The following is a 25,842-nucleotide window of genomic DNA, read 5'->3' as shown; positions in this document are numbered from 1 at the left end:
ACTTAGTTAGTATACCATCAGCAGGGAAAATAATACCACTTCCTTATGAGTATGTAGCTAAAGTATAATGTAATTGATTAGGGATTAAGAGTTGAGGCTTTAATTTTTAAGGCCAAACTCTAAACCCTATAAATAACAAAATAAAAGAGGTGTGATAAAAGCTATAATTTTACCACACCTTTTATAAACAAAGTGGTGATCATATGACTCAATCTAAGGAATTAAGAACGTTGACAATAAAGTCATTTCATATGAATGATGTGAAGTTTAGTGATAAGACTTGCATGGATAATGGGATTCTTTATATAAAAGAGTCCATAGAAGGTTTATCAGAACATGACCCATATATAAAAGAAGTGAAGGTACAAATAATCAAGAAAAACGAAAGAGATAGATTTGTAAATTCCATAATGGACTTTATACCTATAGCCACAAAGGTTTTAGGTAAAATAGGAGAAGGAATAACACACACACTAACGGGAACATTAGTTATGCTTACGGGTGTTGATGAAGACGGCATTCAGGTAGCTGAGTTTGGATCATCTGAAGGCATATTAGAAAATCAAATAGTTTCCAATATGGCAGGTACACCTAGTGATGAAGATATAATAATCCATGTAGATGCCATACTAAAGTCAGGTATGGGAACTAATAGAGAAGCTATTATACATGTTCATAAAATGTGTGATTTTTTTATACAAGAAATAAGAGAAAAATTGAAAAAAGTAAATGGACGTAAATGTGACGAAAGACATGATTTTACGGATAAAACACACCCAAATAGAAAAAAAGTGTTGATTGTAAAACAGGTGGCAGGTCAAGGAGCCATGTATGATACATGGACATTGCCAAAAGAACCTGGTGGAGTGGAAGGCGGCGTATCCATAATAGATATGTTCAATGTTCCTATTATATTAAGTCCTAACCAATATAGAGATGGAGCCCTAAGGGCTATGCATTAAGGAGGGATAAATATGGGAATTGGACCATCAACTAAAGAGACTACGCTACATCATTTTAGAGATCCATTATTAAATATCGTGTCAAAGGATGAGGATGTAGACCTATTAGGTGTACTAATAGTGGGAACACCTCAAGCTAATGAGGAAAAAGAGTTTGTGGGAAGAATGGCTGCCCAGTGGGCAGAAATGAGCCGTGCAGATGGGGTAATAATATCTGTAGATGGTTGGGGCAATAGCCATGTGGATTATGCAAATACTATTGAAGAAATAGGTAAAAGGCAAATTCCACTAGTGGGACTTAGCTTCGTTGGAACACAAGCACAATTTGTAGTGACTAATAAATATATGGATACAATAGTTGACTTTAATAAATCAGATGAGGGAATTGAGACTGAAGTTGTAGGGCAGAACACAGTAACTGACCTAGATGCAAAAAAGGCTTTAGCTCTTTTAAAACTCAAAATGCGCAAAAGTAAGTAAGGAGGGTTTTGGATGAAAACATCTAAATCGATACATGCAGTAGATTCACATACAATGGGAGAGCCTACTAGAGTTGTAATTGGTGGGGTACCAGTTATACCAGGAAAAAGTATGGCTGAGAAAAAGACATACTTAGAAGATAATCTAGATACATTAAGAACATCTATTATGCATGAGCCAAGAGGACATAATGACATGTTTGGTTCCATAATTACTCAACCAACAATGGATGATGCAGATCTTGGAATCATATTTATGGATGGTGGCGGATACTTGAACATGTGTGGCCACGGTTCAATAGGAGCTGCAACTATAGCTGTAGAAACTGGTATGGTTCCAGTGGTAGAACCTTTTACACAAATAAACTTAGAGTCTCCAGCAGGACTTATTAGATCTAGAGTAAAAGTTGAAGATGGAAAGGCTAAGGAAGTTTCTATTGTAAATGTACCATCATTTTTATATAAGGAAAACTTAGAAATATTTGTACCTAGTCTTGACAAAAAAGTAACATTTGATTTATCTTTTGGTGGAAGTTTCTTCATACTAGTTAAATCAGAAGAATTAGGATTAGACATATGTGCAGAGAATACTACTAAATTATCTAGTGTAGGAATGGAAATATTAGAAATAGTAAATAGAGAAATTGAAATTCAACATCCAACACTAGAGCATATTAAGACAGCTGATTTAGTAGAAGTATACGGACCTGCAAAGAGTCCAGAGGCAGACCTTCAAAATGTTGTAATCTTTGGAGAAGGCCAAGTAGATAGATCTCCTTGTGGAACTGGTACTAGTGCTAAGGTTGCCACATTATATGCAAGGGGCGATCTTGGATTAAATGAAGAGTTTGTATACGAAAGTATTACAGGAACAATGTTTAGGGCAAGAGCATTAGAAGAAGTTGATTGTGCTGGATATAAAGCTGTAATTCCAGAAATAACAGGAAGTGCTTTTATTACTGGATTTAATCATTTCCTAATAGATCCAGAAGATCCACTTAAGCATGGATTTACTTTAAGATAGATAATAAATATGTTTATAATGGGTTGTTGAATTAGGATGAATTAAGAGGGGGCATTTATTGATTGTTTTAAGGACTTTATTGTTATTAGGCCATTTTATGGAATAATTGTCCCCATATGTTAAAACGTATTCGACAATCTATATATAATAAATTATTTTAGATAAGGGGGAACTCAAATGTTAAACATGGTATTAATCACTTTAGGCTTACTGACGGCATATTTTGCAGTTATATTCGTTAAAGACTTATTAAAGGCTAAAGCTGAAAACACTTTTGAAGAAGGAAGTTTTATTGGTTCAGGACTTGTTGGTTTTACTACTAATTTCTTTGATACTTTAGGTATAGGAAGTTTTGCTCCTACTACTGCTTTACTTAGACAATTCAAATTAACTAAAGACAGAACATTACCAGGAACATTAAATGTATCTTGTACTATCCCTGTTGTAATTGAAGCATACATTTTCATCAAGGGTATTGAAGTAGAGCCAGTTACTCTAGCAGCTATGCTATTTGCAGCTGTTGCTGGTGCTGTAGTTGGTGCTGGTCTTGTATCTCACATGGATGAGAAGAAGATCCAAACTTACATGGCAACTGCATTAATCGCTGTTGCATTCATTATGATAGCTGGTAAAGTTGGTTTAATGCCAGCTGGTGGAGAAGCTATTGGATTATCTGGAGTTAAATTAATAATTGCTGTAGTTGTTAACTTCATATTAGGTGCTTTAATGACTATTGGTATAGGTTTATATGCTCCTTGTATGGCTTTAGTTTATGCATTAGGTATGAGTCCTAAGGTTGCTTTCCCAATCATGATGGGATCTTGTGCATTCTTAATGCCAGCAGCTTCTGCTAAGTTCGTTAAGGAAGGCGCTTATGACAAGAAGGCATCATTAGCTATTGCTGTATTTGGATCTGTAGGAGTTTTCATTGCTGCATACATTGTTAAGTCATTACCACTTAACATTTTAACTTGGTTAGTAATTATAGTTATATTCTACACTTCTATATCTATGTTTAAAGCAGCTAAAGAAAATAAAGAGATAGCTTAATAAAAGAATAGATTAAAAGAGATAAGAACAGTTAGTTTCTATATATAGAAACTAACTGTTTTTTATCTATAGGGAATTATGAAAAATAAATTTTTAAGATTTTTTAAGATTTCATGGTAAAAAATGGAGGAAAAAGGGAAAGTAAGAGAGAATATACTTAGTAATAAGTGCGAAGTTGATAAAGGGGTATAGAATTATGGTAGAAATGGATATAAGGGAGTATGAGAAAATCATAGATTTTATTGATATTCAAATTTGGACTCTAACAGATATAGATAAATACGGAATTGCCAATCATACACATGCTTCCTTCTTAGGAAAGACAAAGGAAGATCTTAGAAATAAAAAATTTAATGAAGTTTTATCTAATAATGAATCCCTAGGATGTACATCTAGTACTAAGAGAGCTTGGGATTTAAAAGAGACTGTAATAACAAGAGAGTGGATTAAAAATTATAATGGGGAAGAAAGATTATTAAAAATTATAAAAAAACCACAAATTGGAGACGATGGTGAAGTAAAATATATAATATGTAAGGCCTTTGATATAACTAAAAATAATCAGAGGAAAACTCGCCAAAAAATAAGGAATTTACAATATGCTGCCATTGTGGAAAATCATACGGATTTCATTTGTAAATTTTTCCCAGACACCACGTTGACCTATGCTAATAAGACCTATTGCGATTATTTTGGGAAAACCTACGAGGAATTGATTGGAAGTAAGTTTTTAGATTTAGTACCAAAAGATGAACAGGAAGGTGTCCTTAGAAGTTATGATGGAATTAATATAAATAATCCTACAAGAACACATGAACATAGAAGTGTGTACAAGGATGGTACTTTAAGGTGGCAGAAATGGACAGATGAGGCATTTTTCGATGATTATGGAAATATAATAGAATTTCAATCTATGGGTGTAGACATAACAGATTTAAAAGAGAGAGAAGCGCTTTTAGATGAAAAGATAAAGGAAAGTGAAGAGGTTATAAGTAATATATTAGAATATGATAAGTTAAAGACTGAGTTCTTTGCTAATATATCCCATGAACTTAGGACACCTCTTAATTTAATATTGGGAACGTTGCAATTGATAGAGTTGAAAAAGAAAAATAATAATCTTATGGATAAAGAACATAAAATATTAAAGCAAAATTGCTATAGATTAATAAGATTAATAGACAATTTAATAGATGTTACAAAAATAGATGCGGGCTATTTAGAACTATCACTTAGCAATAGTAATATAGTAAAGATTGCAGAAGATATAGCCTTGTCAGTGGTGCAATTTGCTCAAAATAAAGGTATTGATGTAGTATTTGATACTAATATGGAAGACCATAATATTGCCTTTGATTTAGACAAACTTGAAAGAATATTATTAAATTTATTGTCTAATGCTCTAAAATTCACTAATGAGGGTGGTAAAATTCAAGTTAGGGTAAATGTGGAGAATGAAAGCACATCCATTGTGGTAGAGGATGATGGTATAGGCATACCAAAAAATAAAATTGATAAAATATTTGATAGATTTGTTCAAGTTGATAAAACTTTTAAAAGACATAGGGAAGGTAGTGGAATAGGACTTGCATTAACTAGTGAACTTATAAAAATGCATGGGGGAAATATTTCTGTTGAAAGTGAAATAAATAATGGAAGTAAATTTACAGTGACTATCCCAAACAGAATAGTAGAAGATATGGAAAATAATATATGCGACAATTATTATAATAATTCCGTTGAGCGAACTTACATTGAGTTTTCGGATATATATTCATAAATAAAGGTATGACTAAAGGTCATACCTTTATTTATGGAGAAAAATATGGCATGATTATATTATAAACAAATTATATCTAAGCTCAATGTATAGGCACCTACTTCAGTTCAATAAATCAAAACGTTTCAAAGGTAAGTCACTATCAGACTAAATAGTTCGAATCTTATAATTAGAGTAGAAGGTTCACAATTGTTTACAGCATAAGATGTTCTGATGTTCCACCTTATGAAAAATTTGTGATTCATTGCACCTCGTAGGTGGTCAGAGTTTATTGAGTTATAAAGTGATGTAGCTACATACATAGATAAATCAAAAGATTAAAAGGGTGAAGAAATGATAAATAGAAAGATGAAAATATTTTTTATGCTACTACCCACCCTACTAATTATAGGTGGAATATTCTTTATAGGCATATTGAAAGGTTTCTTTATAAGTTTAGGATATTTTCCAGAAGTGGGTCTCGAAAAATTCACATTATATTACTATAAAGAAGTGATAAAAGATAAAGCCTTCATAGATTCATTAAAGTTTAGTTTATATACTTCCTTTTGGTCAGCTAGTATAGGGGTCTTAGTAGGAGTGTTACTGGCTTATCTATTATTAGAAAAGAAAAATAAGGAAAGTATAGATTATTGGTTGTATAAAATACCTGTTATTATTCCTCACACTATAGGGGCTTTAATAATATACAATATATTTTCTCAAACAGGGATTCTTTCAAGGATTTTAAATTATTTAAATCTTATAGATGATTATAATGATTTTTTCCAATTAGTTTACGATACTCACGGCATAGGAATCATACTCACATACATATGGAAAGAGATACCATTTGTTGTGTTAGTTGTATATACAGTTTTAAAGGGTATAAATACTAAATTATCTGAAGCAGCATTAAACTTAGGCGCTAGTAAGAGACAAGTATTCTTCCATATATTATTACCATTGGCTGGACCTAGTATAATGGGCACATTTATAATTATATTTGCTTTTTCCTTTGGTTCCTTTGAGGTTCCTTTTTTATTAGGGCCTACTAATCCGAGAGCACTACCTGTAAAGGCATATATTGAATATACTAATCCAGATTTGAGACATAGACCTTATAGTATGGTTATAAATATGGTTTTATCAGCAATTTCGTTCATATTCATAATCATGTATGTTAAAGTATTTAAAAAAATTAGTAAATATGAATAAACCTAGGAGAAATAAATGAAAAAAAATAAATTTATATGTGAATTTATAATTAAAATAATAATATTGAGCTTAATAATTCCTGTAGGAACATTGATAATATGGTCTTTTACTGCAAGATGGCCTTGGCCCCATATGAAACCTTCAGGTTTTAATATAGGGAGCATAGAGTATGTATTTAAGTCTAATAATTTTTTTGAGGTATTATTCCATAGTTTGGGTATATCCTTTATAGTTACAATACTAACTAATTTAATTAGTATTCCAGGAGCAAAGGCTATAGGTGTATACGATTTTAAGGGAAAAGAATTAATAAAAACATTAATAATAGTTCCAATAATAGTACCAATAGTTGCAGTGAGTATGGGAATACATGTGACTTTTATTAAGGCTGGTCTTGCTAATAATACCTTAGGAGTTATAATAGTTCAATTAGTAGTAACACTACCGTACAGTATGAAAATTTTGATTAGTGCCTTTGAAAATATTAAAGACAAATTTGAAATGCAAGGACAGGTGTTAGGTGCCAATAGGTTTCAGCAGTTTAGATATATTACACTACCTTTAATTATGCCTAGTTTAATAAGCTCTAGTTCCTTAGTATTTGTAATATCCTTTAGTCAATATTTTTTAACTCTTTTAATAGGTGGAGGTAGAGTTATTACCTATTCTATGGTCATGTTTCCCTTTATTCAGAGTGGCGATAGGTCTTTAGGGTCCGCCTATGGCATAATTTTTATAATTATAACATTAGCAGTATTATTTTTATTAGATATTATGACAAAAACATATTATAGAATGGAGAAATATACATGTCCAAAATCCAAATAAAGAATGTGAGCAAGAAATTTCAACATAAAGAAATACTAAAAAATATAAATTTGACTATTGAAGAAGGAGAGTTAATATCATTATTAGGTCCTTCTGGATGTGGAAAAACTACAACCCTAAAGATAATAGCAGGATTAATGGACTTCGATGAAGGGGACATACTATTTGATGGAGTGTCTGTACTTAAAAAAAATTCTAATAAAAGGGGAGCAGTCATAGTATTTCAAGATTATTTACTATTTCCCCATATGACTGTAGAGGAAAATATAGGCTTTGGTCTTAAGATGGCTAAAAGAAATAAAAGAGATATTAAAGAAGTAGTAAATAAAATGATTGAGTTAGTAGAGTTGACAGGTCATGGAAGAAAGTATCCAAGGGAGTTATCGGGAGGACAACAGCAAAGGGTTGCAATAGCTAGAGCTTTAGCTGTGGAGCCTAAAGTATTATTATTAGATGAACCCTTTTCTAATTTAGATATAAGACTTAGGGAATCCATGAGGCAGTTCGTATTAAACATCCAAAGAAGGTTAAAGATAACTACCATATTAGTTACCCATGATAAGGAAGAGGCCCTATTATGCTCCCATAAAGTTGCAGTTATGTTAAATGGACAAATTAAGGATTATGATACTCCTAAAAACATATATGAGAGACCAAAATCTATAGATGTATGTAAATTCTTCGGAGGTAGAAATTATATAGAAGGAAGAGTTAAAGATTATTTCTTTGAAAGTGCCCTTGGAGAAATGAAGGTGCAACTAGATAATAAAGAAAAGGCAACTTGCGTTATACGCCCTGAAATAATTAAAATAAGAAAAGAAGATTCTAAAGGAATGGTAGGTCATATAAAATCCATGAAATATGGTGGAGATAAAACCTATTACGAAGTGGAAGTTGAAAATATCCTATTGAAAGTAATAGACATATGTAATGACGAACTATACATAGGAGATAGGGTAAATATAATAATTGATGAAAATAAAATACTAGTATATTAAGGCTTGAGATGGTAAAAAATATCATCTTTTTTTACTTACCATGAGTTTTGCAAAAATGAGTATGGGTATAAAGGAAAAAAGGAGTGGCATTAATGAGAAAAAATAAGAAGATCCTAATTGGATTAGTTGTAATATTACTAATTTCTTTAACATTAAGGGAATTAGGATTACTTAAATATACAAGTATAGACAATTTACAAAAATTAAAGGAATGGATAGAGTCCTATGGAATATTAGGTCCTATAATATATGTATTAGGTTACATTATGGCTTGCTTATTTTTTTTACCAGGACTACCTATTGCTCTGTTATCAGGAGTTGTTTTTGGACCTATTAAGGGAGCAATCCTGGGGTCAATAGGTTCCACATTAGGTGCAACGGCAGCATTTTTAGTAGGAAGATATATTGCAAGGGATTATGTAGAGGAATTAGTTAAGAAAAATAAAACTTTAAGGAATATAGATAAAAGCGTAGATGATCAGGGATGGAGAATTTTAATGATAACTAGGTTAGTTCCTATTTTTCCTTTTAATCTTCAAAACTATGCCTACGGTTTGACTAAAATAAAATTAAAGACCTATATATTAGTGTCCTGGTTATGCATGATGCCTGCCACTATAGGTTTTTCCTTTGTAGGTGCTGGATTTACAGAGGGGATGAAAGACATTAAAATCATGCTTACCTATGTGGGAATTGGGGGCATTTTGTTAGTATTAATGTCATATGTACCAAAGCTTATTAAGGAAAGACCATAGGTAATGGCATAAATAATGTCTATAATTTGAAAAATATCATAAGTTTTTTCTATTGTACCCAAGACTTTTTTCTATGGTACCATAGAACTGGTAGATTAGTATAAATACTAGACTAAGGGGAGAAAAAAGCATGAAGAAAATATTAAAGACTTTTGGTATTATGACTATTTTAATAAGTATGATCTTTACTGGATGTACAAATACAGTAGAGGAAAATAAGGATGTTGTTAAGGAAATTAATATGGAGTATGTGGATGATAGCTATATAACTAGTGTAGACTGGTTAAAGGAAAATCTAAATAATGATAATTTATTAATAATAGATGCTAGAGGAGAAAAGCCTTATAAGGGAGGCCATATTCCTGGAGCTATTAGTGTAAGTTGGCAACAATTTAGTAAAATGGATGAGGCACCTGGAAATGAAGACTGGGGAACTGTATTAGATAAGGATGACCTTAGTAAGAAATTGTCACAAATTGGTGTTAACATGGACAAGGAAATAGTGGTTTATGCTAATACTAAAGCCTGGGGAGAAGATGGGCGTATTCTTTGGATGTTAAGAATGGCAGGACTAGATAATTCTAAACTATTAGATGGTGGTTGGAACTTATGGGAAGAAAAAGGATATGAAACTACTAAGGAAGAAAAAGCTTATGAGGCAACGGACTTTAAAATAGAAAAGTTAGATGAGAGTTTAGTAATATCAACAGAAGAGCTAAGTAGTAATATGGACAATATAAAGATACTGGATAGCAGAAAGAAAATAGAATATGATGGGGCTATTAAATACGGTGAAAAAAGAGGAGGCCATATTAAAGATGCTACCCTATTGACATTTGATGATTTATTAAATGGAGATGGAACTTTTAAGAATCCTACAGAATTAGATGAAATATTTAAACAGGCTGGACTAAATCAGGAGGACGAGATAGCTACTTATTGTACAGCAGGTATTCGTTCAGCTCACTTAGTAATAGGGCTTAGAATGATGGGTTATGAAAATGCAAAGAATTATGATGCTTCATTTTATGAATGGGCAGCAAAGAGTGAATTACCAATAGAGTAAATAATCAAATAAGGATAGTTGAGATACTATCCTTATTTGATTATTAGTTAGGATGGGAGTCATGGAACCTAGGGAAGATAAATTAAAAAAAATAAAGGATGAATATGATAAATGCATAGATTGTAATCTTTGTACTAGGGAATGCCTCTTACTTGAAAGATATGGTACTTCGCCTAAAAACATATTGAAAGAAATGATGGAAGGACCTATAAATGAAGAAATGGTATTTTCATGTTCTTTATGTGGTCATTGTGAGAAGGTTTGTCCTAAAAATGTTGATTTTAAGAAATTATTTTTAGCGTGTAGGACATATGTACAACATAATAAAAAAACTTTTAATGGAGTAGATATACATCAAAGGTTGAGCTTTTCTAAAATTTTTTCACTAGAAAGGAAGGGGAAAATAGTATTTTTTCCGGGATGCAGTCTTATTTCAGAGAATCCCCATACTCTAATGAAAACATACAAATACTTAAAAGAGAAAATACCACCTTTGGAAATTATGATAAAATGTTGTGGAAATCCTACCAATTGTCTAGGGAAAGAAGAAGAATTTAAAAAAAGGATAGGGCATTTAGAAAAATCCTTTAGGTCAAATGATGTGGAGGAAGTGGTAGTAGCCTGTCAAAATTGTTATATGACCATTAAAAAAAATATAGATATTAAGGTCACGTCCTTATGGACCCTATTAGATGAAATAGGTATACCTAAAAAAGAAAGGTCATGTGAAAATAGAGTATTTGCCCTTCATGATCCTTGTCCCACTAGATATGAACATGAAATTCATGAATCTGTAAGAAATATATTAAGGAAGATGGATGTAAATATAGAAGAGTTTAAAAATAATAGGGAGAATACCCTATGCTGTGGTGTTGGAGGAATGGCATCCATATTTAATAGGGAATTATCATTAGATCAAATGAGAAAAAGGGCTAATGAAGTAGATTCAAAGTGGATAGTGACCTATTGTGCAGAGTGTGTCAGTTCACTCCAACGTGGAGGGAAGGAAGGAATTCATATTTTAGATTTAATATTCAATGAAAAAGTAAAATCGAAAGAAGAGAAATCTTTAATGACAAAATGGAGAAATAGATATGAATTTAAAAAACATATAGAAGAACTTTAGAATTATTAAAAACCATAAAAAAAACATACTAAGTATGTTTTTTTTATGGAAAAACAAAATATTAAATTTTAAAATAAAGGAGTTATTAATAACTGAATTTATTTTAAAACATTGTTAACTTTATGAAGAAGTTAATTTTTTAAATTGGTCTTCAATATAATCTAAGTCAAAGGAAGATGAAATTCGTCTGTCCTTTTCGTCTAAAATTCTATAATGAGAAGAAATTATATTTTGTTGAATTTTATATCCAGATTTTTCTTCAACATGTTTCCACCAAACTTTACCACCTAAGGTCTTTGGGAAATTTTCCTCATAATTATCAAAAGCCAATGTTAATAATAAATCTTCCACACTTCCACCAAAGAGCATTTCAATTATTTCACTGTTTTTGAATAAGGTGCATAATGCTACGGAGGTTGTCCAACCTAAGGACGATCTTCCTTTTTCTACTTGAATTAAAGTCTTTTTAGATATACCCAGTATTTGAGCCATTTTGTCCTGGGTATAATTGAATTCATTTCTAATCAATTTAACCTTCGCATCTATGATCTTTATAAAATCTTCTCTTGTCAAAGAAATCGCTCCCTTTATTATATGTATATAGTGTAATTGTATAACAATACAGGTGTAATTACAACTAGATAATTCAGAAGATTTCATATTTTGAAGGGTGTGTGTAAATAAAAAGTTTGCTTAAGTTAAAAATGAAAAAAATATCAATGTGATTTAGTAAAAAAACAAATAAATTTTACTAAAAAAGAAGGTATCTTTATTATGAATATTGAATAATTTGTATTAATAACTTTATTTACTCAATAAAAAAAGTGAGTTTGGGCTGAGAGGGGACTAATAATGGACTTAAAGACGGATTTGAAAAAAGAATTTGAGATTGTATTTGATAGCAGGGATTCTATTAGATACTTTTTAGCACCTGGAAGAGTAAATTTAATAGGAGAACATATAGATTATAATGGTGGATATGTGTTTCCATGTGCTCTTAACTTTGGAACTTATGGTTTAGTTAGAAAAAGAGATGATAATAAGATAAGAATGTATTCTAAGAACTTTAAAGAATTAGGAATAATAGAGTTTCATTTAGAAGAATTAATTTATAAAAAGGATCATAATTGGGCTAATTATCCAAAGGGTGTTATAAAAATATTTAAAGATAATGGGTTTAATGTGGATAAAGGTCTAGATATATTTTTTTATGGAAATATACCTAATGGAGCAGGTTTATCATCATCTGCATCTATAGAGATGGTTACGGCAGTCATATTAAAGGAAGTGTTTAATTTAGAGGTAGATATGGTAGACATGGTAAAAATGGCTCAGAGGGCAGAAAATGAGTTTATAGGAGTAAACTGTGGAATAATGGACCAGTTTGCCATAGGTATGGGGAAAGAGGATAATGCCATACTATTAGATTGTAATACATTAGATTACGAATATGCCCCTGTTTCCTTAAAAGACCATGTTATTGTTATTGCCAATACAAATAAGAAGCGGGGCCTTGCAGACTCTAAATATAATGAGAGAAGAATGGAATGTGAAAAGGGATTATTCCAATTAAAAGAAAAATTAAGTATAGATAATCTATGCGATTTGAATGTGGAACAATTTGAAGAAAATAAATTATTAATAGTTAATGAAGTGAATAGAAAAAGGGCTAAGCATGCCGTGTATGAAAATGAAAGAACTAAAAAAGCTGTGAAAGCTTTAAACAATAATAATGTACATGAATTTGGAAAGCTTATGAATGAATCACATACATCTTTAAGGGATGACTATGAGGTTACAGGATGTGAATTGGACACTTTAGTGGAACTAGCTTGGAGAGAAGAGGGAGTAATTGGATCTAGAATGACTGGTGCCGGTTTTGGTGGTTGTACTGTGTCTATAGTGGAAAAAAATAGGGTAAATGAATTTATTACTAATGTGGCAAATGCATACATGAAAGAGATAGGATATGAGGCAGACTTTTATGTGGCTACAATAGGTCATGGAGCTAGAGAGATTTAGAAGAATAAACAAGGAGGAATAAAGATGATATTAGTATGTGGGGGAGCAGGGTATATAGGTAGTCATATGGTTTATGAATTAATAGATCAAAATGAAGAGGTTATAATAGTAGATAATCTTCAAACAGGTCATGAAGATGCCATACATGAAAGGGCAAAATTTTATAAGGGAGATATTAGGGATAAGGAATTTTTAGATCGAGTATTTAAAGAAAATAATATAGAGGCAGTTATACATTTTGCAGCTAATTCATTGGTGGGAGAAAGTATGACTAATCCAATTAAATATTATGATAACAATGTATATGGAACTCAAGTTCTTCTAGAAGTTATGAAGGATAATGGTGTTAAGAAAATAGTATTTTCGTCTACAGCTGCAACTTATGGAGAACCGGAGAGGGTTCCTATTGTGGAAACGGACAAAACAGAACCTACAAATCCATATGGTGAGACAAAGCTTGCCATGGAAAAAATGTTTAAGTGGGCTGATGCAGCTTATGGAATAAAATATATATCCCTTAGATACTTTAACGTGGCGGGAGCCCATGAGAGTGGAAAGATTGGAGAAGATCATAATCCAGAGACTCATTTAATTCCTCTTATTTTGCAAGTACCCCTTGGAAAAAGAGATAGAATTTATATGTTTGGTGATGACTATGATACCCAGGATGGAACTTGTGTAAGGGACTATATTCATGTTACTGATTTGGCAGAGGCACACATATTGGCCTTAAAGAGCTTAAGAGCAGGTAATGATAGTAATATATATAATTTAGGTAATGGAGAGGGCTTTAGTGTGAAAGAAATGATAGAAGCTGCAAGACGTGTGACAAATCATGAGATTCCAGCCCTAATAAGTGATAGAAGGCCAGGAGATCCAGCTAAATTAATTGCTTCTGCAGAGAAAGCTAAGAAAGAATTAGGATGGAAACCTAAGTATATAAATGTAGAAACTATTATTGAGAGTGCATGGAAGTGGCATAAAAATAACCCTAATGGTTTTAATAAATAGGAGTGTTAATATGGATATTAATATTTTTTATGAAATAGATAAGCTAATAGATTATGGAATTAATAGAGAACTAATAAAAGAAGAAGACATAATTTATACGAGAAATAGGATACTAGAAATACTAAATTTAGATGAGTATAAACAGTGTGAAAAACCTATACAAAAAAAAGAAGATTTAAATGAAATATTAGATAATATTTTGAATTGGGCCTATGATAATAAGATATTAGAATCTAATACTAGTGTATATAGGGATTTATTAGACAGTAAAATAATGGGGGCATTTGTAAAAAGACCATCAGACATAATAAAAGAGTTCAATGAATTGTATGAAGAGGATCCTAAGAAAGCTACAGATTATTTTTATGGTTTAAGCAAAGATTGTAATTATATTAGAATGGATAGAATAAATAAGAACTTAGTTTGGAAGACAGAAACTCCCTATGGGAAGTTAGACATAACAATAAATTTATCTAAGCCTGAAAAGGACCCAAAGGCTATTGCAGCTGCTAAAAACATGAAAAATAGTAAGTATCCAAAATGTCTTTTATGTAAGGAAAATGAAGGATACAAGGGTCGGTTAAATCATCCAGCTAGGCAAAATCATAGAATAATTCCCATTCATATTAATGATGAAAAGTGGTTTTTACAATATTCACCCTACGTATATTATAATGAGCACAGCATAATATTTAAAGGTGAACATGAACCGATGAAAATTTGCAAAGATACTTTTAATAGGTTGTTAGATTTTGTAGAAAAATTTCCTCACTATTTTGTAGGTTCAAATGCAGACTTACCCATAGTAGGAGGATCCATACTATCCCATGACCACTTTCAAGGGGGATGTTATGACTTTCCCATGGCAGTAGCTCCCATGAAAGGCAAAGTGAACTTTAAGGGATTTGAAGATGTGGGTGGAGAAATTGTAAGCTGGTATATGTCCGTTGTTAGAATTAGATCTAAGAACAAAAATAGACTAGTTACTTTAGGAGAGAAAATTTTAAATAAATGGAAGCAATATTCAGATAGCTCTGTAGGAATACATTCTCATACAGATGATTTAGAACATAATACCATAACACCAATAGGTCGAATGAGAGATGGTTTATTTGAACTTGATTTAGTCCTTAGGAACAATAGAACCAGTGAAAAATATCCACTGGGAATTTTTCATCCCCATAATGAAGTTCATCATATAAAGAAAGAAAATATAGGACTTATAGAAGTTATGGGTCTTGCCGTATTACCAGCCAGATTGAAAGTGGAATTAGAAACTTTAAAGGATATTTTATTAAATAAGGTGAATATAGGTGACTTTGATTATATGGAGAAACATAGGGAGTGGTATGAAGAATTAAAATGTAAATATAATAACTTTACCATAGAAAATATTGATAATATTTTAAAGGATGAAGTGGGAAAGAAGTTTAGTATGGCCTTAGAACATGCGGGAGTCTTTAAAGACAATGAAATAGGAAACAGTGCCTTTTTAAAGTTTATAGATTTTGTAAACAATTAGTGAGGTGGATAATATGCAATTAGGCAAAAATTACTTTGGAAAAACTAAAGATGGGGAACACGTATATGAATATATTATAGAGAATAAGAATGGATTTAAAGTAAATATTTTAAATTATGGGGGAATAATCACAGAAATTCTTGCACCAGATAGAAATAATAAATATGAAAATGTAGTATTAGGTTTTAATAATATACAGGATTATGAGGAAAAATCACCCTACTTTGGTTGTATAGTAGGAAGAACGGCAGGAAGAATATCAGGTGGAAAGTTTACTATAGATGAGGAACAGTATAAACTCGTAAAAAATAATGGGAGCAACAATTTACATGGAGGTAGCAAGGCCTTTGACAAAGTCCTATGGCAAGTGGAAGAAATTGTAGAGAAAGATTATATAAGCTTAATTTTATATTATGAAAGTAAGCATTTAGAAGAAGGATATCCAGGTAACTTAAAAGTAAAGGTGATATATACCATAGATGAGGAAAATACCCTTAACGTAAATTATGAAGCAATCACTGACAGAAAAACCATTATAAATTTAACTAATCATTCATATTTTAATTTATCTGGAAATTTAAAAGAAGATATATTAAATCAAAAGCTAACTATAAAGGCTGATAAATATGTAAGAGTAAATGAAGAAATCCTTCCAACTGGAGAGCTAATGGATGTTAATAATACAGCCTTTGACTTCAAAGAAGGTAAAAGGGTGGGAAGTCATATTCATGATAATATTAGGGATTTAAAAATTTGTGGAGGATATGACCATCCCTTTGTATTTAATAGGGCTGAAGGTTATAAAGCTCTACTTGAAGATGAAAAAAGTGGTAGAAGATTAGAAGTATATACGGATCAGCCAGTGGCTGTTTTGTATACGGGAAATTTTATTGATGATACCATAACATTGAAGGAAGGAATAGTAGGTAGAAAACATTTAGGCCTATGTATAGAGACACAGGACTATCCAGATCATATAAACCAACCTAATTTTCCAACAACCCTTTATACTCCAGAAAATAAATATAGGGCATATACTATGTATAAATTTTCAAAAATGTAGGGAAGTATTAATCCTTATTTATAAATTAAAAAACTAAAAATCACAAAGGATAAACAACTGACAATCAAGGGAGCGAGGACTTTAGTTGAGAAATATAGATAGAGCTGATAAGAAATTAATGAAGAGAATTAATAGGCTAGTTGTCCTAAACTTAATGAGACAAGAAGGTCCCATATCAAGGTCTCATCTAGCTAAAAAATCTAGTTTAAATCCAGCCACCATATCTAGTATTACTATGACGTTAATAGAAGAGGGCATAGTTAGAGAGATAGGAAGTGGAGAGTCTAGTGGTGGAAGAAAGCCTATTTTACTAGAACTAAATAAGGAAAATGTATATGCCATAGGAGTAGATATGGGAATTGAAAAGGTTAGTGCAGGCATAGTAAATATAGATGGAGATTTAATGGTAAAAGAAACTTTATATTTCAGTAAAAATGGAGATTTTAAGGATAAGGTAAATACCATAAAGAAGGCAATAAAAAAAGTAATTAATAATGAAAATATAGCATATGAAAAAGTGTTGGGCATTGGAATGGGTCTTCACGGTGTAGTAAATTCTAAAGAAGGTATATTATCCTATGCGCCAGCATTTAATTATTATGATATAAATGTGAAAGACTATTTTGAAAAAGAATTTGAAAAAGTCATAAAGATACAAAATGATGTTAGGGTTATGGCTTTAGGGGAAAAGTGGTTTGGGAAAGCAACAGAATGTGAAGATTTCATACTTTTAAATGTGGGCATGGGAATAGGAGCAGGAATCTACGTAAATGGAGAACTATATGAAGGGAAACAATTTGCAGCAGGGGAAATTGGCCATATACATATAACAGAAGAAAACATAAGGTGTAAATGTGGTAGAGTTGGATGTCTAGAAGCTTTAGCTTCAGGTTCTGCCATAAAAGATAGGTTTCTAGAAAAAATAAAAGGTGGAGAAACATCTACTCTAAGAGATAAATTTAAAGGAAATTTAGAAAAAGTAACTTCAAAAGATATATATGAAGAAGGTCTCCTAGGTGATGAGATATGTATATCTATAATGAAAGATACTGGTTATTATCTGGGGCTAGCCATATCCATACTAATTAACATACTAAATCCTGAGAAGGTATTGTTAGCAGGTGGAGTTTCTAATGCTAAGGAATTTATATATGATGAAATTAAAAGGGTAGTAGAGGAAAAAAGTATATTAAATTGTAAAAGATTATATATAGGGGAAACTGATTTAAAGGAAAATGGAGGAATTATAGGAGCAGCAGCTCTAATAATAAGAGATCTATTTTCTATTAATTAAAGGTGTGATTAATTCACATCTTTTTTTATATGTAGAAAGCCATAGACATATTATTCAAGCTAAGGATGTGTGAACTTACTTCGGTCATATAAATGAAAACGTTTATAAGGTAAGTCACTATCAGAATATTGAGTGTGAATATTATACTAACGATAGAAGGTTCGCAATTGTTTGCAACAGGAGATGTTCTGATGTTCCACCTCGTAAAAATTTTTCATTCATATTCTCTTGTAAGTAGCTATAGTTTATTGAGTATAGAAGTAGTACATACATACCTAAAAAAGTAACATATAGAATTCTGAGAGAATATAATAATAGGAACGCTTTTATGTAAAATATATTTAAAAAGAGGTGAAAGGAATGAGTGTACAACAAACAGCTAGAGCCTTAGTGCGTGACATTAAAAGTACTAAAGAATTTGCTGAATTGAAAAGAGCCAAAGCTGATATAGAAAAATATAAGGATTTAAAGGAAGAAATAGAAAGATTTCAAAGGAAGCAAATGGAGATATTTTCTGGAAATAGATCTAAAAGGGAATCGGAACGTCTTGCGGCACAGTTAGACCAAGAGTTCAAAAGTTTTTCTAGAAATCCTCAGGTAAACAGATTCATAAGGGCAGGAAAAAATTTTAATAATATGATGTCTAAATTATATAAGGAAATAAATAATCAATTAGATTCTGAACTAAAATAGTAAAAATTCTATTATTTTAGTAGTTTATAAGGGATGAGATAATATTTCATATGGGAGGATCTCCAATGGATTTATTTAGTACGAGAAAATATAAGGATGAGTTACCTATAGATACTATTAACAGAATTAGGAATATCCTTACGGAATTAGGACTCTTAACAGTGGAAACAGGATGGCAAAATTCTGCTGATGGTTTTTATTCTATAAATCTAAATATTGCAAATACAGATTTGCGTACAAATGGAAAAGGAACTACACAACACTATGCATTAGCAAGTGCCTATGGAGAACTTATGGAAAGATTACAAAATCAGTCTTTTTTTAGACTCAACAAAGACCTTAGTAAAAAATCATTAGAATACAAAGGTTTTTACTATGCTCCAGATGAAAAGAACTTAAGTCTAGATGCGTTTATGAACAGTAAGGAAGATTGGATAAAGGAGCAAATGGCTAAAATAAATGGAACAATAGACAAAAAGGAACTATTAGAAAAGTGGAAACTCATTTCATATGAGGATACACCTTCTGATTTTATAGGTTTACCCTACTTAAATATAATCAATAATAAGATATCACATATTCCAATTAAAATGATCTCAAAGATGTATATGTCTAATGGTATGTGTGGAGGAAATACAGTGGAAGAAGCTTTGGTACAGGGGTTATCTGAAGTATTTGAAAGATATGTGAATAAGGAAATCATAAAAAATAGAATAACACCTCCAACCATTCCAGTAAGTTATTTAGAAAAGTTTCCTAAAATAAAGAATATGATATCTCAAATAGAATCTAGTGGAAATTATGAAGTAATCGTAAAAGATTGCTCATTAGGGGAAGGATATCCAGTAGTAGGAGTAATTTATATTAATAAGGATGATCAAACCTATTTTATTAAATTTGGTGCCCATCCAATCTTTGAAATAGCCTTAGAGCGAACCTTAACTGAACTTTTACAAGGGCAAGATATTAGAAGTATGAGAGGGGTAACAGAGTACACATATAAGACAGAAATTGAAGATGAAGAAGACAATATTATAGGTATATTTGTAGATGGGTCCGGTTTCTATCCTGCTGAAATATTTAATCCAAACTTTAGTTATGATTTTAAGGAATTTGAAGACCATAGGCCATCAAGCAATAAGGAAATGTTAAGATATTTAGTGAATTTACTAAAAAAGAAAGGATATAATGTATTTATAAGAGATGTATCCTTTTTAGGTTTTCCAAGTTTCCACATTATTGTGCCAAGATTCAGTGAAATTTATGAGTTGGATAACATTAAGGCAATAGATGACTATGGTAATTATAATAAAATCAAAAGATATATAAGAAATTTAGAAAATATATCCAAGGAAGAAATGAAAGAAATGATGGATTTTTTCCATAATTCAAATTATAATAGTGAAGCGTCTATTACTCAATTATTAAATCTTCCTGTGAAAAACATATTTCCTTGGTATTATGTGAAAATTGATTTATTTATTGCTGCCCTATATTATAAGGATGGTGATTATGTAAAAGCGCATGAAGCCATGAGTAAATATATTAATAATATGGAACAAAATCTATATAACAAAATGGAAAAGACCTATTATAAATGCGCTAGAGATTATGTTGGAACAAAGATAGATGGTTTAGATGAAGAAGATACCATAAAGCGTTTAAGTACCTTTTATCCAGTATCTATTATTTATGGAGTAATAGGTGATTTTGGAAATCCAGAGAAAATTCTTAGCCGCTATGGGCAGATGGAATGTTGGAATTGTAAAGAATGTGACCTAAGAGAACATTGCTTGTATGAGGAAATGGAAAAGGTATATAAGAGATTAAAAGATAAGTATGTGGAAAACCCCATAAATCAAAACAAGTTAAAAGAAACGTTGAATATGGCTTAATATAGAAAAAGCTCATAGTTGCCTTAAGGCCACTAGGAGCTTTTTCATTTAAATGTGACCTAATTATTTTTTCATAGGAGTCATACAACACATAGCCTGCATGGAATGCATAGAGTGCATAGGCTGCATGGAATGCATACAATTCATAGCGTGCATAGAATGCATAGAGTTCATACAGTGCATAGAATCCATAGGTTTCATGGCATGCATAGAATGCATAGGCTTCATTGCATGCATAGAGTGCATGGAATGCATAGAATTCATACAGTGCATAGCATGCATGGAATGCATAGAGTTCATACAATGCATAGCATGCATGGAATGCATAGAGTGCATACAATCCATACTCTTCATAGAATGCATAGAATCCATGCTCTTCATGGAGTGCATACAATCCATGCTCTTCATACAATCTTTTCTATCTAAATGGCCACGATGTTTATCCATTAAAATTTCCCCCTTAAATAAGTTTAGCTTTGTTCTCAATAATATAATATGACAAGTCTTATAAATTGGTGTGGGATAAGTTTATCTTTTTCAAAAAATTTGTCATACGAAAAAAAAAGGAAAAATATATATTATACAGAAATGTAACAAGATGAAAATTTACAATTTTCAGAATAATAAAACGGAGGGGATATGGTGAATAAGAGAAGAATTTTAAGTATCTTGTGCATACTGGCACTTTTAATTGGAAGTTTAGCTGGTTGTGGCCAAAGTGGTGAACAAGCAGCTACTGATGAAGGTACAGTTAAAGATACTTTAGTAGTGGCAACATCCTATGATGCCAAAACTCTAGATCCGCATACTACAAATGATATTGCATCATCTAGTGTTATGGCTCAAATTTATGAAAATCTACTTACATTAGATGATAACAATGAGTTAGTAGGTCAACTGGCTGAAAAGTGGGAAAAGCTTGATGATAAAACTTATAAGTTTTATTTAAAAAAAGGTGTTAAATTCCATAATGGGGAAGAATTTAAAGCTAGTGATGTGAAGTTTAGTTTATTAAGAGCCCTTAATAAGGAAGGTAGTGCTGTTAAGCACGTTGTGGGAGAAATAGATCCAGATCAAATTAAAATTGAAGATGACTACACTATTGTAGTGGGACTGAAGAGACCTTTTTCTGTATTCTTAACATACATAACTCATATAGGGGGAGGAGTTATGTTAAATGAAAAGGCTGTAACAGAAGCTGGAGATGATTATGGAATGAACCCAGTTGGAACTGGTCCATACAAGTTTAAAAGCTGGGTTAAAGGGGACAATATTGTCTTAGAAAGATTCGATGAGCACAGAAATATAAAGCCTAAGTTTAAAGAAATTGTACTAAGGGCTATTCCAGAGGCTACAAGTAGAACTATAGAACTTGAAAGTGGTGGAGTAGACATAGCTTATAATATAGTTCCTACGGATGTTCCTAGAGTGGACGAAAATCCTGACTTAGAATTACTTAGAAAAGTAAATCTATCTACTCAATACTTAGGATTTAACTGTGAAAAGGAACCATTTAATGATGTTAAAGTTCGTAAGGCTATAGGATTAGCTTTAAGTACTAAGCCTATGGTTGAATCTGTATTTAGGGGAGTAGGAAAACCTGCCATGGGACCTATAGGACCTGGAGCTAAGTATTTTAATAAAGATTTACATATACCAGAGAGGAATATTGAAGAAGCTAAGAAGTTATTAGAGGAAGCTGGATATCCAGAGGGATTCTCTACAGAAGTTTGGACAAATGATAGAAAAGAAAGAATTGACATGGCTACTATTATGCAAAGTCAATTAAAAGAAATCGGTATAGATTTAAAGATACAAGTTCTTGAGTGGAGTGCTTATCTAGAAGGTCTTAAGAATTCTAGACAAAGCTTATACATAGTTGGATGGACCATGTCAGCTCCAGACCCAGATATGGGACTTTATCCATTATTCCACTCTTCAATGAAGGGTAGTAATAACTTCTCATACTTTGGAGATGAAGAAATTGATAAGATGTTAGAAGATGGAAGAATCTTAGAAGATTCTGCAGAAAGACAGGAACTTTATTATACAATTCAAGAAAAAATAGTAGAAAAGGCTCCGTGGGTATTCTTACAAAATGGAGAAGAAGTTGTTGGAACAAGAAAGAATATTAAAGGATTTAAGCCTAGTCCTATGGGATATCATATCCTATATAATGCTTATATTGAAGAATAAAGGAAAGGAGATAAGGACACTTTAGTGTTCTTATCTCTTATAGCCTTTATAAGGAGGTATATTATGCATAAATACATACTAAGAAGAATTGCATTATTATTACCAGTACTTATTGGTGTAACCTTTGTGGTGTTTACCATGCTTCATATAACTCCAGGAGATCCAGCAAGGATGGCTCTAGGAGAACAAGCACCCCAAGAAGCGGTAGATAAACTACGAGAAGAGATGGGACTTAATGACCCTTTCTTTGTTCAGTTTGGAAGATATGTGTACAAGGGTGTATTTGAACAGGATTTGGGTCGGTCATATATAACTAAAAGACCTGTATCACAAGAAATAATGAATGTATTTCCTACCACTTTAAAATTATCTGCTTTATCCATGGTAATTGCCGTCATATTGGGTATTCCCTTTGGCATTATATCTGCCGTAAAACAATATTCAACCTTTGATTCGATTGTACTAATATTTGCAATGATAGGCATATCCATGCCCGTATTTTGGCTAGGTATACTCATGATACTCTTATTTTCTGTTAAGCTCGGATTACTACCTTCTTCGGGTTTTTACAGTGTGAAACATATGATATTACCATCTGTAGTATTAGGTGCTCAATCTGTGGCCATTATTACTCGTATGACTCGTTCTAGTATGCTTGAAGTTATAAGGCAAGATTTCATAAGAACTGTTAGGGCTAAAGGTCAAAGGGAACGTAAGGTAATAATGAGGCATGCCCTAAGAAATGCTCTTATTCCAGTAATAACAGTAGCTGGAGTTCAGTTTGGATATTTACTTGGAGGAGCTGTTTTAACAGAAGTAATATTTTCCATACCTGGAGTAGGAAGACTCATGGTAGAGTCCATAAAAATGAGAGATTATCCTATAGTTCAAGCAGGCGTATTGTATATTGCCGTTGCCTTTAGTTTTGTAAATTTAATGGTTGATTTACTGTACGCATATGTGGATCCTAGGATAAAGGCACAATATCATTAAGGGAGGAGTATAAAGTGGCTATAGATATAAAACTTAATAAACCTAAAAAGAAGAAAAGTAATTCTATGGAAGCATTAAAAAGGTTAAGAAGAAGTAAACTTGCCATGATTGGTCTAGGAATGATAGTAATATTAGTCTTATCTGCACTTTGTGCTCCAATCATATCTCCCTATGAATATGATGCTCAGGATTTAGAAAATGCTTTTCAAAGTCCATCAAAGGAACACTTATTTGGAACAGATGAGTTCGGCAGGGATATATTTAGTAGAATGATTTGGGGTTCAAGAATATCTTTAAGTGTAGGATTTTTAGCCGTTAGCATTTCCCTTATAATAGGTGGGTTACTTGGAGCCATATCAGGCTATTATGGAGGAAGAATTGATAATGTGATTATGAGATCTATGGACGTGCTTTTATCCATTCCATCCATATTACTTGCCATATCCATAGCAGCATCTCTAGGTCCAGGACTTAGAAACTTAATGATAGCAGTAGGTATATCATCCATACCAGGATATGCTAGATTAGTTAGGGCATCCGTTTTAACTATTAGGGAAATGGAATATATAGAAGCGGCTAAATCTGTTGGTTCTAGTGATTTTAGAATAATAATGAAACATATATTGCCAAATTGTTTAGCTCCTATAATAGTACAGGCCACTTTAGGTGTGGCTTTTGCCATATTAACAGCAGCAGGCCTTAGTTTTATAGGCTTAGGAATTCAACCACCTACTCCGGAATGGGGGGCCATGTTATCTGGTGGACGTCTCTATATTAGAGATTATGCTTATATGACTTTATTTCCAGGTTTAGCTATTATGATTACCATATTAGCCCTTAACTTTTTAGGAGATGGTCTAAGGGATGCATTGGATCCTAAGCTTAGAAATTAACGTAAGGGAGGACAATTATATGAGTGGCGAAAAATTATTAGATATAAGAGATTTATCTATACAATATAAAACTGATGAAGGTATTGTCCATGCTGTTGAGGGATTAAATCTACATCTAGGAAAGGGACAAAATTTAGGATTTGTAGGGGAGACTGGTGCTGGTAAAACTACTACAGCTCTAGGAATAATGAGATTGGTACCAAATCCTCCTGGGGAAATTGTAGAGGGGGAAATTTTCTTTCAAAACGAAAACCTGTTAGAAAAATCTCAAGACGAAATGAGAAATATTAGGGGTGAACAAATTGCCATGATATTTCAAGATCCTATGACATCCTTAAATCCAGTTATGACTGTAGGCGACCAAATTGCAGAGATGATTGAACTACATAAAAATGTAAACAGGAAGGAAGCATTTAAGAGTGCAGAGGAAATGCTTGAAAAAGTGGGAATAAGAAAAGAACGAGCCCATGATTATCCCCATCAATTTAGTGGTGGAATGAAACAAAGGGTAGTAATAGCCATAGCCCTTGCTTGTAATCCATCATTAATAATAGCAGATGAGCCTACAACGGCCTTAGATGTTACTATTCAGGCTCAAGTTTTAGAACTTATGAAAGAATTAAAAGAAGAATATAAAACCTCTATGATTTTAATTACCCACGACTTAGGAGTAGTAGCTGAGATTTGTGATCAAGTGGCTATCATGTATGCAGGTCGTGTAGTAGAGTATACAAATGTGAAAAATCTATATGAAAATCCACTTCACCCTTATACACTAGGCCTTTTTAACTCCATCCCCGATTTGGATGCAGAACAAGAGGAATTACATGTTATAAGTGGAGTGTTGCCAGACCCTACTAATTTACCAAGGGGATGTGCATTTCACCCTCGATGTGAAAAGGCTATGGATATATGTAGTTGTGAAAAGCCTAAAATGAGGGAGATAAGTAATGGGCATTTTGCGGCATGTTTTTTATTTGAAGGAAAAGAGTAGG

The 25,842-nt window shown here is 32.0% G+C and carries 22 protein-coding genes and 1 pseudogene; 21 read left to right on the top strand and 2 right to left on the bottom strand.

Annotated elements, in window-relative coordinates; translation table 11 throughout:
* The first annotated feature begins 203 nt into the window (after window positions 1-203).
* The 10 genes and pseudogenes from prdD to CCE28_RS14885 all read left to right on the top strand — a co-directional run bounded on the left by prdD (window position 204) and on the right by CCE28_RS14885 (window position 11,265).
* Window positions 204-1,442: pseudogene (gene prdD, locus CCE28_RS22600) on the top strand (proline reductase cluster protein PrdD).
* A 12-nt stretch (window positions 1,443-1,454) separates the two neighbouring features.
* On the top strand, window positions 1,455-2,465 hold the full coding sequence (locus CCE28_RS14925) for a proline racemase (RefSeq protein ID WP_095134526.1): 1,011 nt from the start codon (window positions 1,455-1,457) through the stop codon (window positions 2,463-2,465).
* Window positions 2,466-2,642: 177 nt separating this feature from the next.
* The gene (locus CCE28_RS14920) at window positions 2,643-3,515 is read left to right on the top strand and encodes a sulfite exporter TauE/SafE family protein (RefSeq protein ID WP_095134525.1); all 873 of its coding nucleotides are present in this window, start codon (window positions 2,643-2,645) and stop codon (window positions 3,513-3,515) included.
* Between the two features lie 196 nt (window positions 3,516-3,711).
* On the top strand, window positions 3,712-5,295 hold the full coding sequence (locus CCE28_RS14915) for a sensor histidine kinase (RefSeq protein ID WP_095134524.1): 1,584 nt from the start codon (window positions 3,712-3,714) through the stop codon (window positions 5,293-5,295).
* 333 nt (window positions 5,296-5,628) lie between these two features.
* The gene (locus tag CCE28_RS14910) at window positions 5,629-6,492 is read left to right on the top strand and encodes an ABC transporter permease (protein WP_330396865.1); all 864 of its coding nucleotides are present in this window, start codon (window positions 5,629-5,631) and stop codon (window positions 6,490-6,492) included.
* 15 nt (window positions 6,493-6,507) lie between these two features.
* Window positions 6,508-7,320 carry an ABC transporter permease gene (locus CCE28_RS14905; protein ID WP_095134523.1) on the top strand — a complete coding sequence of 271 codons (813 nt, stop codon included), beginning with the start codon at window positions 6,508-6,510 and terminating at the stop codon, window positions 7,318-7,320.
* Window positions 7,302-8,318, top strand: coding sequence for an ABC transporter ATP-binding protein (locus CCE28_RS14900; protein WP_095134522.1), 1,017 nt, complete (start codon window positions 7,302-7,304; stop codon window positions 8,316-8,318). Before CCE28_RS14905 ends, CCE28_RS14900 begins: the two co-directional genes overlap by 19 nt.
* 92 nt (window positions 8,319-8,410) lie before the next feature.
* The gene (locus tag CCE28_RS14895; protein ID WP_095134521.1) at window positions 8,411-9,073 is read left to right on the top strand and encodes a TVP38/TMEM64 family protein; all 663 of its coding nucleotides are present in this window, start codon (window positions 8,411-8,413) and stop codon (window positions 9,071-9,073) included.
* Window positions 9,074-9,203: 130 nt separating this feature from the next.
* Window positions 9,204-10,139: a sulfurtransferase gene (locus CCE28_RS14890; RefSeq protein ID WP_095134520.1), complete on the top strand. Its 936-nt coding sequence runs from the start codon at window positions 9,204-9,206 to the stop codon at window positions 10,137-10,139.
* A 61-nt stretch (window positions 10,140-10,200) separates the two neighbouring features.
* Window positions 10,201-11,265: a (Fe-S)-binding protein gene (locus tag CCE28_RS14885; protein WP_176461852.1), complete on the top strand. Its 1,065-nt coding sequence runs from the start codon at window positions 10,201-10,203 to the stop codon at window positions 11,263-11,265.
* A gap of 120 nt (window positions 11,266-11,385) precedes the next feature.
* Here the strand turns inward: CCE28_RS14885 and CCE28_RS14880 are convergent, their stop codons facing one another.
* The gene (locus CCE28_RS14880; RefSeq protein ID WP_095134518.1) at window positions 11,386-11,838 is read right to left on the bottom strand and encodes a helix-turn-helix transcriptional regulator; all 453 of its coding nucleotides are present in this window, start codon (window positions 11,836-11,838) and stop codon (window positions 11,386-11,388) included.
* 279 nt (window positions 11,839-12,117) lie between these two features.
* Here CCE28_RS14880 and CCE28_RS14875 point away from each other — a divergent pair, with 279 nt between their 5' ends.
* The 7 genes from CCE28_RS14875 to CCE28_RS14845 all read left to right on the top strand — a co-directional run bounded on the left by CCE28_RS14875 (window position 12,118) and on the right by CCE28_RS14845 (window position 20,765).
* Complete coding sequence (locus CCE28_RS14875; protein WP_095134517.1) at window positions 12,118-13,287, top strand: galactokinase; 1,170 nt, start codon at window positions 12,118-12,120, stop codon at window positions 13,285-13,287.
* A 24-nt stretch (window positions 13,288-13,311) separates the two neighbouring features.
* Window positions 13,312-14,298 (top strand): UDP-glucose 4-epimerase GalE, encoded by a 987-nt coding sequence (gene galE / locus CCE28_RS14870; protein ID WP_095134516.1) that lies wholly within the window; start codon window positions 13,312-13,314, stop codon window positions 14,296-14,298.
* Window positions 14,299-14,308: 10 nt separating this feature from the next.
* On the top strand, window positions 14,309-15,820 hold the full coding sequence (gene galT, locus CCE28_RS14865; RefSeq protein ID WP_095134515.1) for a UDP-glucose--hexose-1-phosphate uridylyltransferase: 1,512 nt from the start codon (window positions 14,309-14,311) through the stop codon (window positions 15,818-15,820).
* A gap of 13 nt (window positions 15,821-15,833) precedes the next feature.
* A complete protein-coding gene (locus tag CCE28_RS14860; protein ID WP_095134514.1) occupies window positions 15,834-16,883 on the top strand; it encodes an aldose epimerase family protein in 1,050 nt (349 codons plus the stop codon).
* A gap of 85 nt (window positions 16,884-16,968) precedes the next feature.
* On the top strand, window positions 16,969-18,177 hold the full coding sequence (locus CCE28_RS14855) for an ROK family transcriptional regulator (protein WP_095134513.1): 1,209 nt from the start codon (window positions 16,969-16,971) through the stop codon (window positions 18,175-18,177).
* A 360-nt stretch (window positions 18,178-18,537) separates the two neighbouring features.
* Window positions 18,538-18,870 (top strand): YlbF family regulator, encoded by a 333-nt coding sequence (locus tag CCE28_RS14850; RefSeq protein WP_095134512.1) that lies wholly within the window; start codon window positions 18,538-18,540, stop codon window positions 18,868-18,870.
* Between the two features lie 65 nt (window positions 18,871-18,935).
* The gene (locus CCE28_RS14845) at window positions 18,936-20,765 is read left to right on the top strand and encodes a YcaO-like family protein (protein ID WP_176461851.1); all 1,830 of its coding nucleotides are present in this window, start codon (window positions 18,936-18,938) and stop codon (window positions 20,763-20,765) included.
* A gap of 63 nt (window positions 20,766-20,828) precedes the next feature.
* On the opposite strand, the gene CCE28_RS22595 is transcribed toward CCE28_RS14845, so the two are convergent.
* Entirely contained in the window at window positions 20,829-21,212 is a 384-nt protein-coding gene (locus tag CCE28_RS22595) for a hypothetical protein (RefSeq protein WP_095134510.1), read from the bottom strand.
* A 192-nt stretch (window positions 21,213-21,404) separates the two neighbouring features.
* On the opposite strand from CCE28_RS22595, the gene CCE28_RS14835 reads away from it, so the two are divergent.
* From CCE28_RS14835 to CCE28_RS14820, 4 genes are all read left to right on the top strand, one after another.
* Window positions 21,405-22,961 carry an ABC transporter substrate-binding protein gene (locus tag CCE28_RS14835; protein ID WP_095134509.1) on the top strand — a complete coding sequence of 519 codons (1,557 nt, stop codon included), beginning with the start codon at window positions 21,405-21,407 and terminating at the stop codon, window positions 22,959-22,961.
* Between the two features lie 63 nt (window positions 22,962-23,024).
* Complete coding sequence (gene nikB, locus CCE28_RS14830) at window positions 23,025-23,954, top strand: nickel ABC transporter permease (protein ID WP_095134508.1); 930 nt, start codon at window positions 23,025-23,027, stop codon at window positions 23,952-23,954.
* A 14-nt stretch (window positions 23,955-23,968) separates the two neighbouring features.
* Window positions 23,969-24,847 carry an ABC transporter permease gene (locus CCE28_RS14825; protein ID WP_330396862.1) on the top strand — a complete coding sequence of 293 codons (879 nt, stop codon included), beginning with the start codon at window positions 23,969-23,971 and terminating at the stop codon, window positions 24,845-24,847.
* Window positions 24,848-24,866: 19 nt separating this feature from the next.
* Entirely contained in the window at window positions 24,867-25,841 is a 975-nt protein-coding gene (locus CCE28_RS14820; RefSeq protein ID WP_095134507.1) for an ABC transporter ATP-binding protein, read from the top strand.
* The last annotated feature ends 1 nt before the right edge of the window (window position 25,842 follow it).

The sequence above is a fragment of the Anaeromicrobium sediminis genome, assembly GCF_002270055.1.
In the GTDB taxonomy this organism is placed as follows: domain Bacteria; phylum Bacillota; class Clostridia; order Peptostreptococcales; family Thermotaleaceae; genus Anaeromicrobium; species Anaeromicrobium sediminis.
Note: the sequence above shows the minus strand (reverse complement) of the source record. Positions and strands in the feature narration are given on the sequence as shown.